14 protein-coding genes and 1 pseudogene are annotated in these 14,078 nt (G+C 42.8%); 13 read left to right on the top strand and 2 right to left on the bottom strand.

Features of this window, described 5'->3' with window-relative positions:
- Window positions 1-250 precede the first annotated feature (250 nt).
- Window positions 251-988, top strand: coding sequence for a transporter substrate-binding domain-containing protein (locus tag MHM87_RS06625; RefSeq protein WP_239258184.1), 738 nt, complete (start codon window positions 251-253; stop codon window positions 986-988).
- A gap of 27 nt (window positions 989-1,015) precedes the next feature.
- The gene (locus MHM87_RS06630) at window positions 1,016-1,225 is read left to right on the top strand and encodes a diguanylate cyclase (protein WP_239258186.1); all 210 of its coding nucleotides are present in this window, start codon (window positions 1,016-1,018) and stop codon (window positions 1,223-1,225) included.
- Here MHM87_RS06630 and MHM87_RS06635 read toward each other — a convergent pair.
- A pseudogene (locus tag MHM87_RS06635) lies at window positions 1,213-1,569 on the bottom strand (transcriptional regulator); the annotation flags it as partial. The gene MHM87_RS06630 and the pseudogene MHM87_RS06635 overlap by 13 nt on opposite strands.
- Window positions 1,570-1,616: 47 nt before the next feature.
- On the opposite strand from MHM87_RS06635, the gene MHM87_RS06640 reads away from it, so the two are divergent.
- The 7 genes from MHM87_RS06640 to MHM87_RS06665 all read left to right on the top strand — a co-directional run bounded on the left by MHM87_RS06640 (window position 1,617) and on the right by MHM87_RS06665 (window position 8,162).
- Window positions 1,617-2,048, top strand: a complete 432-nt coding sequence (locus tag MHM87_RS06640; RefSeq protein ID WP_239258188.1) for a hypothetical protein — start codon at window positions 1,617-1,619, stop codon at window positions 2,046-2,048.
- A gap of 149 nt (window positions 2,049-2,197) precedes the next feature.
- On the top strand, window positions 2,198-3,049 hold the full coding sequence (locus MHM87_RS06645; RefSeq protein ID WP_075177545.1) for a DUF692 domain-containing protein: 852 nt from the start codon (window positions 2,198-2,200) through the stop codon (window positions 3,047-3,049).
- On the top strand, window positions 3,046-3,810 hold the full coding sequence (locus tag MHM87_RS06650; RefSeq protein WP_239258190.1) for a putative DNA-binding domain-containing protein: 765 nt from the start codon (window positions 3,046-3,048) through the stop codon (window positions 3,808-3,810). The genes MHM87_RS06645 and MHM87_RS06650 overlap by 4 nt, the downstream gene beginning before the upstream one ends.
- Before the next feature lie 153 nt (window positions 3,811-3,963).
- Entirely contained in the window at window positions 3,964-4,086 is a 123-nt protein-coding gene (locus MHM87_RS19870; protein WP_256253717.1) for a hypothetical protein, read from the top strand.
- Between the two features lie 22 nt (window positions 4,087-4,108).
- The gene (apt, locus tag MHM87_RS06655; protein ID WP_014950051.1) at window positions 4,109-4,645 is read left to right on the top strand and encodes an adenine phosphoribosyltransferase; all 537 of its coding nucleotides are present in this window, start codon (window positions 4,109-4,111) and stop codon (window positions 4,643-4,645) included.
- Window positions 4,646-4,686: 41 nt separating this feature from the next.
- The gene (dnaX, locus tag MHM87_RS06660; protein ID WP_239258192.1) at window positions 4,687-7,797 is read left to right on the top strand and encodes a DNA polymerase III subunit gamma/tau; all 3,111 of its coding nucleotides are present in this window, start codon (window positions 4,687-4,689) and stop codon (window positions 7,795-7,797) included.
- 38 nt (window positions 7,798-7,835) lie between these two features.
- The gene (locus MHM87_RS06665) at window positions 7,836-8,162 is read left to right on the top strand and encodes a YbaB/EbfC family nucleoid-associated protein (protein ID WP_014950049.1); all 327 of its coding nucleotides are present in this window, start codon (window positions 7,836-7,838) and stop codon (window positions 8,160-8,162) included.
- 136 nt (window positions 8,163-8,298) lie between these two features.
- Here the strand turns inward: MHM87_RS06665 and MHM87_RS06670 are convergent, their stop codons facing one another.
- Entirely contained in the window at window positions 8,299-9,087 is a 789-nt protein-coding gene (locus MHM87_RS06670; RefSeq protein ID WP_061486124.1) for a ferredoxin--NADP reductase, read from the bottom strand.
- 237 nt (window positions 9,088-9,324) lie between these two features.
- Here MHM87_RS06670 and MHM87_RS06675 point away from each other — a divergent pair, with 237 nt between their 5' ends.
- The 4 genes from MHM87_RS06675 to htpG all read left to right on the top strand — a co-directional run bounded on the left by MHM87_RS06675 (window position 9,325) and on the right by htpG (window position 14,004).
- On the top strand, window positions 9,325-10,047 hold the full coding sequence (locus MHM87_RS06675) for a hypothetical protein (protein ID WP_014976959.1): 723 nt from the start codon (window positions 9,325-9,327) through the stop codon (window positions 10,045-10,047).
- Window positions 10,048-10,288: 241 nt separating this feature from the next.
- The gene (locus tag MHM87_RS06680; RefSeq protein ID WP_014950046.1) at window positions 10,289-11,236 is read left to right on the top strand and encodes a hypothetical protein; all 948 of its coding nucleotides are present in this window, start codon (window positions 10,289-10,291) and stop codon (window positions 11,234-11,236) included.
- Window positions 11,237-11,241: 5 nt separating this feature from the next.
- Window positions 11,242-11,841, top strand: a complete 600-nt coding sequence (gene recR / locus MHM87_RS06685) for a recombination mediator RecR (protein ID WP_014950045.1) — start codon at window positions 11,242-11,244, stop codon at window positions 11,839-11,841.
- A 240-nt stretch (window positions 11,842-12,081) separates the two neighbouring features.
- The gene (htpG, locus tag MHM87_RS06690) at window positions 12,082-14,004 is read left to right on the top strand and encodes a molecular chaperone HtpG (protein ID WP_239258194.1); all 1,923 of its coding nucleotides are present in this window, start codon (window positions 12,082-12,084) and stop codon (window positions 14,002-14,004) included.
- Window positions 14,005-14,078: the final 74 nt, after the last annotated feature.

A 14,078-nucleotide genomic window follows, 5' to 3' on the forward strand; every position in this document is an offset into this window, starting at 1 on the left:
TGGCTGTTTGGCCTCAGTGATTTTTGGCGATTGATCTGATCACCAAACGTCATGAATGTTCCTATCTTTTTTATCTCGCTGATATCGTTATATTATTTGTGGGGATACCTCAGACTCTGACCCCATTTCTTGTGTGCTTGTGCTGTAAGCATATTTTGACTGGGAGAGATCTAGTAATAACATCTCCTTCCTATAATTTATTCACAAAATCCTATATAAATAATTTATCAGTGAATAAATCGGTAAAAATGTGAAACGTAAGGTTCTTTTAGGTTACTGCTTAATTCTTATTTCTTGGGCGTATTGCGCAAGCTCTGAAGAAAATTTAAAAACAGAAAAGTCTATTACGCTTGGTGTCGTTGAGTTCCCACCATTAGTGATTAAAGAACCCGACTCTTCGCGTTGTCATGGTGTAGCGATAGATGCAACTGTAGCCATATTGACTAAAATGAATTATCACGTGTTAGTTGAATGCATGCCTTCGGCTCGTTTGTTTGAACGTGTGAAGACCGGGAAAGTCGATCTCACAATTAATGTCAGAGGTACTTCAGCGTTAGATCAGAACGCTACATTTATAGACGCTCCATTTGTTTACTTAGCTATTGTACTTCTACATAACGGACAACTTGCGGATGATAAGTCAATTTCGGCAATTCGCGGCTATGACTATTTAGGAATTCGACAGGCACTTCAGCAAGAAGGTTTAGAATTTTTTGATATGCCGACAAGTAGCGACGCGATTCACCTTTTTGATGTTGGAAGAACGTCTCATCTAATTAGCTACAAACAACCCTATCAATTTTATACAGAGGCATTAGGTAGTCGATTGGTTAAGGTAAGTATTTCAGACAAATTGACCGTACCTTCCTATTTTGCAGTTTCAAATCACAGCAGGTACAAAGATGAACTTGTTGATAGTTTGAATCTGGTTACTACACATATAAGTGACTCTACAATATTAGAATTCTATCGAAGTGCGAATAAATAACTCTTTCCTTACCAAGCTGCACAACTGTTGCCTATACGAATCGATCGGCTCCGTGCCCCACTCAGTGTCAGGCACTTCATACTCGTGTCGAATAAAAAGCTCACCGTTAATATGGGAGTGGCAACGAAAGAAAATCTTTGTTATGAGAACATAACTTCTCTGTTGCAAGCGGCTGATACGCTTTTGTATAAAGCTAAATTTCGAGGCAGTGAACAAATATGTTTAGGCCAGCACTGAGCAACGATCTCGTCAGAGGCTACTACTTCTCCTTTTTGCTGACACAACAGCAGCAGAACATCCATGGTTTTAGGCTCTATAGTCCTCTTAAGCTTGCCGAGAGATAGAGTATTGCTGGTTGCATCGACTTGCCATTGACCTAGATAAAATTGTTGGTTCACCGCGTTTACCCTGTACTTTTTGTAGGTACTGTACTTAACTTTTTCTGTTAACTTATTGTAAAAGTATGCAGATGCACTTTTGTTAATATAAAACCTTTGAATATCAATGTCATAAAAATTAATTGTAAAAAAATTAATTTTTGTGAAATATCCTTTAAGTCCACAGGGTCTTTTAAAGTACACGTGCTTACTGTACGTCAAACATGACTAATATTATTGAGGGTACATCAATGAAACAAATCAAAAAATCATCAGTAGCGACAGCGTTGGGTGCAGTTGTAATTGGCTCTTTGGCGTCAACGGTTGCAGTAGCAGATGTAAATCCATTTGGTATGCAAGCATTAGAATCTGGTTACAGCCAATTCGCTGCTGAAGGCAAGTGTGGCGAAGGAAAATGTGGCGGCGACAAAGCAGAGAAAGAAGGCAAGTGCGGCGAAGGTAAGTGTGGCGGCGACAAGAAAGCTGAAAAAGAAGGCAAGTGTGGCGAAGGTAAGTGCGGCGGAGACAAGAAAGCTGACAAAGAAGGCAAGTGCGGCGAAGGCAAATGTGGCGGCGACAAGAAAGCTGACAAAGAAGGCAAGTGCGGCGAAGGTAAATGTGGCGGCGACAAGAAAACTGGTAAAGAAGGCAAGTGCGGCGAAGGCAAATGCGGTAGCATGTAACCGCCATTCAAAAAACATCGTGTAGCTTGAAAAAGATTGATGAAGGCTACACGAGTTACGCTTAGCAAAAAATGGCTGTCGAATGATGGCCTTTTTTGTCTAGTAACGTACGTTACTATTGTGCAATCCCATGCGGTAAAGGGGAAGATATGAAAAACATCTGTGGCGCAGGTCTTGGGTTTCGTCGGGAAATGCTAAAAGCGCTTTTACCTACATTGCCATCTGAAGTCGATTTTTGGGAAGTAGCCCCTGAAAATTGGATCCCACTTGGTGGGAAGTACCAAGAACAATTTCAGCAAGCGTCTTCGCAAGCTCCCTTTACAACTCATGGTTTATCTTTGTCTATCGGAAGTAGCGACAAACTAGATGTCGAGTTTGTAAAAACCGTTAAGCGATTTTTAGATGCAAACAATATTGCATTGTATAGCGAGCACTTAAGCTTTTGTTCTGGCAACGGGCATATGTACGATCTGATGCCAATTCCTTTTACTGAAGACGCGATTAAGCATGTAGTATCTCGAATTGTTCAAGTTCAAGATATCATTGAACGACCGCTGGTCTTAGAAAATGTCTCTTATTACATTGCGCCAGGCCAAGAGATGGATGAGCTTGAATTTACCAAGAGCATACTAAAAGAATCGGGTTGCAAAATGCTTCTCGACGTAAACAATGTTTACGTGAACAGTATCAACCATAAATACGATGCGAAAGCGTTCATTAACGGTTTGCCCTCAGACAAAATTGTGTATGGCCATATTGCTGGTCATTATGATGAAGCAGAGGATTTGAAAGTTGATACTCACGGGGCTGATGTCATTGAGCCAGTTTGGGCGCTGTTGGAGCATGCTTACCTTACTCACGGCGTATTTCCGACTTTGCTAGAGCGTGATTTTAATATTCCCCCGTTAAGCGAATTATTAGCGGAAGTGAAGAAAATTAAGCAAATTCAAGCAAAATGCGAAGCTGTTCAAGCATCAAACGTGAAAGGAAGTGTCGCGTGACTCAGTCATTTCAAACCACTCAAAAAACGTTCGTTGATGCGATCAAAGACCCACAGACATTTTGTGATACCGACGCTGATCACATTCGTCGTATGAAAATTTATCAATACCTGTTTTTTAACAACATCGATAATTTCGTCAGTACCGGTTTTCCCGTTTTAAAATCTATTGTGGTAAAACAGTATGGTGAAAAAGGATGGGAGAGTATTGTGCGTCAATTTTTTATTGAGCACGAATGCCGCTCTCCTTATTTTGCTGAAATAAGTAAAGAGTTCGTTGAGTACCTTTCAACAGAGCCAACCTTCGATATTACTCTGCCCGACTTTGCTGCGGAACTTGCTCACTATGAGTGGCTTGAGCTTGACGTTAGTATCAGAAAAAATGAAGATAATGTTGAGTTCTATCAGCAAGAAAACAATGTTTCCGCCATTAGAGTGTCACCGTATGCCTCGTTGGCGGCATATCAGTTTGAAGTCCATTTAATTGGTGAGGATTATATCCCAGAGCAACCTGCCCAAGAACAGCAGTTCTACGTTGTTTACAGAGACCGTGAGTTTGACGTTCAATTTACTCATGTTAATCCGGTGACGGCTATTTTAGTCAACACGCTGGAACAAAATGAACTGGGAATGGAAATAGAACAATTAGCTGAGTCGTTGTGCCAACAACTTCCCCAAATTCCTTCAAACGTGCTTATAAATGGTATGAACCAGACCCTCACTGACATGTTACAAAAAGGAATACTGCTTCCAGTATCCTAAGTAACCATTACTATTTACCTGCTTTATATTAAACTTTCGCCAGGATCTGGTCTGAAAGTGAGCGATCGATCATATTAGCGCTGTCAATCGGGCTTGCTTTCGATTAACATTTAGCACCATTTTTTTGTTCACAAAATTGTTTAGGTAGTGCAAATGGCTGACAATTCAGATTTCAAAGAAGTCTATAACAAGTGGTACTTTCTAGCATCGCTAGTAACTCTAATCGCGTTCCCGTTGATGCATATCATCGCCGGCTGGTTCACCTTCTGGTTATAACGCAGACATTCAAGGCATAATTGTGACTGCAGAATATATTAAATCAGTAGTGAAAACCGTACCTGACTATCCAAAGCCAGGTATTTTATTTAGAGATGTGACCAGCGTTTTAGAAGATCACAAAGCATTTAGTAGCTGTATCTCGTTACTTGTAGAAAAGTATCAAGGTATGGGATTTACCAAGATAGCAGGTACTGAAGCACGCGGGTTCCTTTTTGGTGCGCCATTGGCCATCGAAATGGGCATTGGTTTTGTTCCAGTGAGAAAACCCAACAAACTTCCTCGTGAAGTAGTTAGCGAGAGCTACGAGCTTGAATATGGCATGGATACATTGGAAATCCATAAAGATGCCATTGAGCCAGGTGATAAAGTCCTTCTTATTGACGATTTACTTGCAACTGGTGGAACGATAGCCGCTTCTGCGAAACTAATTCGTTCACTAGGCGGTGAAGTAAACCATGCAGGTTTTGTTATTAACTTACCGGACCTAGGTGGCGAGAAGAAATTGAGTACGCTTGATATAGAAAGCTACTCTATTTGTGAGTTTGAAGGCGAATAATCGCTATAAAGCATAACTAGCAAAAGGCGAAATACGTAATAATGAGTTATCAGGTACTAGCAAGGAAGTGGCGACCGGGCAAGTTCAGTGAACTTGTGGGTCAGGAACATGTTGTCTCTGCCATTTCAAATGCTTTGGATAACGATCGTCTACACCACGCTTATCTGTTTACAGGTACGCGAGGCGTAGGTAAAACTACCATTGCACGTATTTTTTCGAAAAGCCTTAATTGCGAAGAAGGACAAGGGGCAAACCCTTGCGGTCAATGTAACACCTGTAAAGAGATAGAGCAGGGGAACTACGTTGATTTGTTAGAGATTGACGCTGCATCAAGAACCAAAGTTGAGGATACTCGCGAGCTTCTTGATAACGTGCAATACAAACCCACTCGCGGGCGTTACAAAGTGTACCTTATCGATGAGGTACACATGCTTTCAAAACACAGCTTTAATGCGCTGTTAAAAACGCTGGAAGAGCCACCTCCACACGTTAAGTTCTTACTGGCGACCACCGATCCTCAAAAGCTTCCGATAACCATCTTATCCCGTTGCTTGCAGTTTAACTTGAAAGCCATGTCTCGGGAGCAGATTGTTGGACAGCTGCAGCATATTTTAGAGCATGAACAGCTGCCTTTTGAGCCACAAGCGCTAGCGCTTTTGGCAAGAGCCGCCCAAGGCAGTATGCGTGATGCGCTGAGTTTAACTGACCAAGCGATTGCACAGGGTGGAAATCAAGTGCTGGCATCGGTGGTAACCGATATGCTGGGGCTGATGGACAAGAACCAGTTGCTTAAAGTGGTTCATGCTGTGGTAAGTAAAAGTCCTGCTGATGTATTGCAGTTGGTCAATGACATCGCAGAGCAAGCCCCCGATTATGACAACGTACACAGCGAATTGGCTAGCCTGCTGCACCAAATAGCATTAACGCAATGGGTGCCTGAAGCATGTAAGCTAGAAACCACATCGGCTAAAGCGATATTTCAATTAGCGAAAACTATTCCAGCTGAGCAAGTGCAGCTGCTTTATCAGATTGCACTGCAAGGAAGAAAAGACTTACCGTTTGCTGCGGATGGAAAAAGTGCGTTTGAAATGACATTGATGCGAATGATGTCGTTTGCTCCAAATACCCCCATCGACGACACGGCAAGTGAAATTGAAAACGGGAGGAGTGAGCATAGTTTACCTGTAGATCATGCTTCTTCCAGTGGTGGCCCGGGAAACGTCGGTAAGCAGGAGGAAGCGCCGTTAAGCGAAACTTCTGCAACCAATGTGCAGGAGGAGAGGCTTTCACATCTATCGGTTGAATCTACCTCTGAACAGTCGTTAGAAAGTGCGACATCTACCCCAGACTCACTTGCTACATCAATAATCGAAAAAGAGCAGCAAGAACAATCTACGTCTCCATTTGAATCACAGCAAGAACAGGAACATGCAGCCGCTGATGAAAGCGAGTTGAGTGGAAGTGATACTCTGTCGGCGCTACCTCATGCAGAGTCAGGTGCAACGACAACTCAAACTACAGCACTTGAGCGTGATGCTTCACATGATGATGAATCCGTAAAGCCAGCTCCAACTTCGTCTATTGAAGAACTACCCGTAGAAAACACCGCGGTACAAGCGGTACAAACAGAAAGCGTTGCTGCAGAGCTTGAACCAACGCCAAGTGAAGTCAGTGCGCCCCATAACGAAGCAGCGCAATATCTCGATGGACCTCCGTTAGATGCGTACATGGACGATATGCCACCTCCGTCAGAAGATGATGGTTCCTTAGGTTTTGAAGGTTTTCAAAGCGCTGAAGGCTCTTATGACGCTGAAGGTTTTCATAACGTTGAAGGCTCTCATGACGCTGAGGGCTCTCGTAACGCTAAAGGCTCTGATAAAAACAGCGAGTCGTTGGCACACGAGAACGAACCGTCCTCATTAACCGCCGAAGAGCAGCTTACCTCTACGGCTGATATGTTGGCACTTCGTCAAAAGTTAAAGCAAAGAAAAGCACAAGACGCAGAGTCAAAAAGTACCAGCGCAGCAAATGCTAAGACCGAAAGTGCAAGTGATATTCAAGCGCGCTTTACCAGAAGTAAAGCCGAGGCTTTGAGTACTGCACAAACTGCACATGGAGTTATCAAGGGTAGCGATAATAGTGCAGGGCAGGCTAACGCTGATAACGAAATCAAGAGTGGTGATTTAAACCCCGTTGGGCATGAAGACAGCCGTGAGCTGCAAGACCATAGCCCTAAGCCGCTAAATAATAGCCCAGAGCTTAGAGATAACACCCCGGAGCGTATAGATAACGGCTCAGAACGTAAAGATAATAGTGTTGCGCGCGGTGACACTCCTCAACTGGAAAGTACAAACTCAGGCTCGTCTTTAGGTAATACTCACGCGCATTCTTCTGACACTATGCATACTAGCGAGTCAGAAAAGAGTCATTCTAGCTCAAACAACACGAGCGATTTCTCGCTTGATGAATTTGAAGAGGATATGCCTTTTTCAAATGACGAATCTGAGGTGCAATCAAACTCGGAAACACCTGTTGAGGATATGCCACCTTGGGCTACTGATTACGATAATCACCCACCTCAACACGTTGAAGGTGCTGACTATGTTGAAACTCCCTCTGATAGCAGTTCGAATTACGTCAGTGCCCCTGAGCAGATGGAAAGTGCGGGAGATCGGTCTTTTGCGCGGGATGCTCTAAATTTTGATACGCCGCTGAGCAGTACCTATGACGGGCAGTTAAAAGCGTACTTAAATGACGGAAGCAAATTAACTCACGCTAGCCAAATTGACGAATGGAGCAATCTAGTTGAGCAAATGCCAGTTGCTGGTCTACTCAAACAATTGGTGCTGCACGCATCATTTTCTCGAGCGGGTAATCAAGTCTCCCTTGAAATTGACCACAGTCAGACGCATTTATTAAATGATAGTGCGAGAAAGCAATTGGTTGATGCAATTCATCATGGGTTGGGTGAAAACGTTGAAGTAAATATCACGTTAGGTGAACCAGCATCTACACCTTTTGCGTTACAACAAGAGATTCATGCCATGCGCCATGCGCATGCACACTCGGTGATTAAAACCGACGATACAATTCAAGCATTGCTATCGACTTTCGATGCGTCAGTGCTAACCGATTCGGTTAAAGCGCGATAGCAGAATTATTAACACCAAAACGAAGCGAGACAAAAATTATGTTTAAAGGTGGAATGGGCAATATCATGAAGCAGGCGCAGCAAATGCAAGAGCGCATGCAAAAAGCACAAGACGACCTAGCCAAAATTGAAGTAACAGGTGAAGCGGGTGCAGGCATGGTTAAAGTAACCATGACGTGCAACCACAACGTGCGTCGTGTAGACATTGATGAGTCATTGATGGACGACGACAAAGATATGGTTGAAGATTTGGTTGCTGCAGCATTTAACGACGCGGTACGTCGAGTTCAAGAAACTAGCAAAGAGAAGATGGGTGATGTAACTGGCGGAATGCCATTACCTCCTGGCTTCAAAATGCCGTTTTAAATAATTATGTAAAGCTAGAAGCGATACAGCTTGCAAGTATTTTGCGAGTGAAATCATAGAAAGTCGCCGGCAACACGCCGGCGATTTTTATTGAAAACTTAAAATGTTGCCGATGGTCAGGCAATTGCGTTGCGCATTACTTTTCTATAAATGCTTGTTCAATTACATAATGCCCCTGACGACGCGAGTTAGCTTTCGAGAAGCCCTTGCCGTCTAGCATAGACATAAGGTCTTGTAGCATGTTGTCGTTGCCACATAGCATGAATCTGTCATTTTCAGTGTCTAATTCAGGCATACCTATATCATCCAGCAACTTTCCGCTTTCAATTAGCTTCGTTATCCGTCCTTCATGAGCGATACCGTTTTTCTCATAACTTTCTCTCGTAACAGTAGGATAGTAAATGAGTTTCTCACGCACTTCGTCACCGAAATAAGGGTTGTTAGGAAGTTGGTGCTCAATTTCGTCTTGATAGGCAAGTTCAGAGCGCCACCGCGTTCCGTGAACTAATATAATTTTTTCAAAGCTTTCATAAATGAAAGGATCTCTGATAATACTCATAAATGGTGCTAGACCTGTACCAGTGCTGAGCAAATAAAGATGTTTTCCGGGTAACAAGAAACCAGGCACGAGCGTACCTGTAGGCCTAACATTAATCATTACCTGGTCACCAGGTTCTATATTTTGAAGGCGAGAAGTAAGCGCACCATCTGGCACCTTAATACTAAAAAATTCCAATTCCTCATCATAATTTGGGCTTGCGATGCTGTAGGCCCTCATCAGTGGCCTACCATCTACTTCAAGACCAATCATAACGAATTGACCACTTTCAAAACGAAAAGATGATTCTCTCGTTGTTTTGAAACTAAACAGAGTGTCATTCCAATGGTGAACTTGGGTTACGGTTGCGTTTATAAGATTTCGCATTCGTTTTCCTACTTACTTAGTCATCAAGCCATGCTGCCATTCTCGCACACCTCACAATATGATAATAGTTATCATTAACGTTTGTGGTGTCGGTATACGCACGTAAAATCTAACGTGCTATCAGTTTTAAATAAGTATTTTTAGCAATAGTTCAACCAGGCCTTTCTTCCGTAACATTAAAACACTTTCACATTCAGTCATTTAGCTTGCGCATAGCAAAGGAACACAAATAATAGAATGTGGCAGTTCGAAATGAGGGAGGACGCTGTGTTAGCAAAAATGTTAAAACGCTTTCAGGCCCAACGTGATTGTGCCGTCGAAAACCCGTCTATCAATAATACCGCTGTATCCCTTTGGAAGGACACAGGCCAAGTCTACTATCTAGAGAACACGCTGAAGCTTACTTATCAGTCCAACGCGGGAAAGATAACAATTGAAAAGCTCTCAATGACGTCTTTACCTCAAGTTCTTGCTGAGCTTCAAGCATTGGATACCGTCTCAACGCTAGCGCGAAAGGAAACTGCTAATCAGGTGGATGCATTTAGTGTTAGTGTGTGTGGTGTAACTTGGCAAACCGCAGACAATGGTCAGAGCATCCGTATTAAAGCGCTTCCAGAAGCTGCTACTCTGCGCAGCCCTACTGCCTGCTTCACAAAGTCTCAAGCAATTTTCAAACACGCCTTTATGCTTGAACATGATGACTTACTCACACCTGCATCATTGAGTAAGCCCGGGATCTTTACATACAATCGGATATCGTTAAATGATTTCATTAGTCAGTTAGCGCTGGCTAACGAAAAGTTAGCAAATGGGCAAAAAGCTACAGTGAGCGTTGGTCATCAAAATTTTGAAACTGCATTTACTGACCATGAGCAGTCAATCATTGAAAAATTCATAAAGCACGATGAAACCGTATTCAATAAAGATGGACGTCAACGTCTACTTACTGATAAAGGTTAGGCTTGTTTTCAGCATGATACGTTGATAATTATGGGCTGATACACAGCTTACAAATATTGAGCGCATGCCCAACTTATCGACATTAACAGTAAAATCTCATTTAACCGTTGTTCCGTAGAAAAAGTGTCCCAAATAGTTGAATGATCGTTGTATCATTGCGTTTTTTATCTTTCAGAAAACTCAACGTGTTCAGTTAACCGCTAATCGCGAAAGTTAACTCGTTAAAATAGAGGTTTTAGTAGTGCTAAGGAAAGGCTTAGTTATCACCACGGTTATTTTACTACCCATCGCAACCGTGTTGTTTTTTATGAGTATTCACGACCTGTTTAAAATGAAAACAGTAACGGTCGACCCGAAGCTTAAGGAAATTTCAGGTATAGAATACGATAAATACAAAAGGCTTTGGGCCATTAACGACAGTGGCGATGGACCTATCCTTTATATGCTCAATAAAGATGGAACTATTGAGAGGGAAGTGACAGTTACAAATGCCAAAAACGTCGACTGGGAAGACATGACACAAAACAGTTTCGGTCATTTCTTTTTGGGAGACTTCGGTAACAATGACAACAAGCGACGCTGGTTAACGATTTATAAAATTGAAAACCCCATTGACATAAAAACCGATACCACAGAAGCAGAAATCATTAAGTTTACTTACCCGGAAATGGGAAAAGGAAAAGTAAAACCGAAAGACAAGAACTACGATTTGGAAGCGTTCGTAGAGTACAAGCGTAACCTCTACCTGTTTACAAAAAATAGAACAAAACCCTTCGATGGCATCACCAAGTTGTATAAGGTGGGGGACCATGCCGCTAACTTTGACGCACAGCTCATCGGCGAATTTAAAACCTGTACCACCCTTGAAAAGTTATGCTGGATCACATCGGCTGCAATAAGCCCTGATAGGACTAAACTGGTGCTGTTAGATTCAACAAGCCTGTGGTTATTTGAAAATTTTGAAGGCGATAACTTCTTCAGTGGCGATGTGTCGCGTATTGATTTAGGCGTAGTCACACAAAAAGAGGCAGTGACGTTTTATGACGACAACACGCTGGTTTTCACCGATGAAGAGTACAAGGGGTTATTTGGGGGCAACATTTATGAAGTTAAGCTCGACCAAGCAAAGCGGAACGTGATTAAATACCGCGAAAGCTCGAATCAAAAAGAAAAAGCACCAAAGCAGTAAATACTATGAAGTTCAGTCCGCTACTCTCAGAATTAATTCAGGCACTAACGTGTCTTCCCGGCGTTGGCAACAAGAGCGCTCAGCGTATGGCATTTCACCTATTAGAGCGTAATCGCACTGGGGCAATTGATTTAAGCAACGTATTACACAATGCCATGGAGCATATTCATCATTGTAAGCGCTGCAGAACATTTACTGAAGACGAGCTATGTGACATTTGTCGTCACCCTGAAAGAGAAGCAAGTGGCTTGTTATGTATTGTTGAAAGCCCACAAGACGTACTAGCAATCGAACAAACCTTAAGTTACAAGGGGCAGTATTTTGTGCTTATGGGTCATTTGTCTCCTATTGACGGCGTTGGGCCAGAAGAAATTGGTCTTACTGAGCTTGAGGCTCGTCTTGCCGCAGGTGGGATAAATGAAGTTATCCTCGCCACAAACCCGACTGTAGAGGGGGAGGCCACGGCACATTATATCGCTCAACTTTGTGCAAGCCATAACGTTGATGCGTCTCGAATTGCCCACGGCGTGCCGGTTGGGGGAGAGCTCGAGTATATTGATGGTAATACTCTCACCCACGCATTTTCGGGTCGCCGCAAACTATAGTACTGTAAATTGGGGTATACCGATTCTTAGTAATTAAAACACTCAACGTGGGTCCGCATCTGGCTGGCCTACGTCACGTTCTCTCTTATCGCTCGCCCACAAAATACTCAACATCAAACTTTATTGAAGATAAATCTCCTTATAAAAAATAAATTTTCGTTCTAAACGTTGAAAAGTGCGTTGAGCGACCTTACCTGTTTAACATCAAACGTGATCCATTCAACGAGGAGATATTGGATTATGGCTGAAGCAGCCCAAAAAGAAACCCACGGTTTTCAAACAGAAGTAAAACAGCTTCTTCATCTGATGATTCACTCTTTGTATTCAAACAAAGAAATTTTTCTACGTGAGTTAGTGTCAAACGCGGCAGATGCTGCGGATAAGTTACGCTTTCGTGCGCTAGAAAATGACAGTCTTTACGAAAACGATGGCGAGTTAAACGTAAAGCTTAGCGTCGATAAAGAAGCAAATACCGTCACCATTACCGATAACGGTATTGGTATGACTCGCGATGAAGTCATTGCGAACTTGGGTACAATTGCTAAGTCAGGCACTAAAGACTTCTTTAGCAAACTTTCTGGCGATAGCGCTAAAGACTCACAACTCATTGGCCAGTTTGGTGTTGGCTTTTACTCTGCGTTCATCGTAGCAGACAAAGTTACGGTGCGAACTCGTGCTGCTGGTGCAGATGCATCGCAAGGTGTTGAGTGGATTTCAGACGGTGAAGGTGAATTCACTATTGCTGAGATCAATAAGCCTACACGTGGCACCGAGATTACACTTCACCTACGCGAAGACGAAAAAGAATTTGCTGATGCATGGCGTTTACGCTCTATCGTAAGTAAGTATTCTGATCACATCAGTATTCCTGTGCAGATGTGGAAAGATGAAGTGCCTGAAAGTGAAGGCCCTGATGGCGAAAAAATTGAAGGCCAGCCTGGTGAATGGGAAGTAGTAAACAAAGCCACCGCGCTTTGGACTCGTGAAAAGTCTGAGATTACTGATGACGAGTATAACGAATTCTACAAGCATATCTCTCATGACTTTGCTGATCCGCTTGCATGGGCGCATAACAAAGTAGAGGGTAAAACAGAATATACAAGTTTATTGTATATCCCTTCTAAAGCGCCGTTTGATATGTGGAATCGCGACCAAAGTCATGGTCTTAAGCTTTACGTTCAACGCGTTTTCATTATGGACGACGCCGAACAGTTCATGCCTACTTATCTACGTTTTGTTAAAGGTTTGCTAGACAGCAATGATCTTCCGCTTAACGTGTCTCGTGAAATTCTACAGGACAATAAGATAACGCAAGCGCTACGCCAAGGTTGTACTAAGCGCGTATTACAGATGCTTGAAAAAATGGCGAAGAACGACAATGAAAAATATCAGTCGTTCTGGAATGAATTCGGCAACGTGTTAAAAGAAGGGCCGGCTGAAGATTTCAGTAACCGTGAGAAAATTGCCGGCTTGCTACGCTTCTCTTCTACACACGGTGAGTCTGATGCACAAACCGTATCATTAGCTGACTATATTGAGCGAATGAAAGAAGGCCAGGATAAGATTTACTATGTGACAGCAGATAGCTTGCAAGCTGCCAAGTCTAGTCCTCACCTTGAGATTTTCCGCAAGAAAGGAATTGAAGTGCTATTGATGGGCGAGCGCATTGACGAATGGTTAATGTCTCACCTTACTGAGTTTAACGAGAAGCAGTTTGTCTCAATTGCGAAAGGAAACTTAGATTTAGGCGACTTAGAAGACGAAGAGTCTAAGAAGGCGCAAGAAGAAGCAGAAAAGCAAGTTGAAGGTGTTCTTGAGCGAGCTAAAACTGCACTTGGCGATAAGGTTGTAGACGTTAAATTTACCCATCGCTTAACAGATTCACCTGCGGTCATCGTAGCAGATGACAATGGCATGACTACGCAAATGATGAAGCTTATGCAGGCAGCAGGGCAGACCGTGCCAGACGTGAAGTATCACTTTGAGCTTAACCCTGAGCATAGCTTGGTGAAGCTGCTGGCAGATACTCAAGATGAAGAGCTGTTTAGTCAGTGGGTAGGCGTATTGTTTGATCAAGCTGCACTGTCAGAACAGGGGAGCTTGAAAGACCCATCTAGTTTTGTACAGAACTTGAACACACTTCTAATGAAGTTAGCTAAATAAAGCAATAAACCATTAGGTTTACATTTAAAAACGGGCGTAATGCCCGTTTTTTTATTTCTACGACTAACAAAAGT

Source organism: Alteromonas sp. Cnat3-28 (genome assembly GCF_022348265.1).
Taxonomy (GTDB): domain Bacteria; phylum Pseudomonadota; class Gammaproteobacteria; order Enterobacterales; family Alteromonadaceae; genus Alteromonas; species Alteromonas macleodii.

What these genes read in the sequence shown, in the direction of transcription:
- MHM87_RS06640 (WP_239258188.1), top strand. Translation starts at nt 1,617, where the DNA reads ATGAAACAAATCAAAAAATCATCAGTAGCGACAGCGTTGGGTGCAGTT.
- MHM87_RS06645 (WP_075177545.1), top strand. Translation starts at nt 2,198, where the DNA reads ATGAAAAACATCTGTGGCGCAGGTCTTGGGTTTCGTCGGGAAATGCTA.
- MHM87_RS19870 (WP_256253717.1), top strand. Translation starts at nt 3,964, where the DNA reads ATGGCTGACAATTCAGATTTCAAAGAAGTCTATAACAAGTGGTACTTT.
- dnaX (WP_239258192.1), top strand. Translation starts at nt 4,687, where the DNA reads ATGAGTTATCAGGTACTAGCAAGGAAGTGGCGACCGGGCAAGTTCAGT.
- MHM87_RS06665 (WP_014950049.1), top strand. Translation starts at nt 7,836, where the DNA reads ATGTTTAAAGGTGGAATGGGCAATATCATGAAGCAGGCGCAGCAAATG.
- MHM87_RS06670 (WP_061486124.1), bottom strand. Translation starts at nt 9,087, where the DNA reads ATGCGAAATCTTATAAACGCAACCGTAACCCAAGTTCACCATTGGAAT.
- MHM87_RS06675 (WP_014976959.1), top strand. Translation starts at nt 9,325, where the DNA reads ATGTGGCAGTTCGAAATGAGGGAGGACGCTGTGTTAGCAAAAATGTTA.
- recR (WP_014950045.1), top strand. Translation starts at nt 11,242, where the DNA reads ATGAAGTTCAGTCCGCTACTCTCAGAATTAATTCAGGCACTAACGTGT.
- htpG (WP_239258194.1), top strand. Translation starts at nt 12,082, where the DNA reads ATGGCTGAAGCAGCCCAAAAAGAAACCCACGGTTTTCAAACAGAAGTA.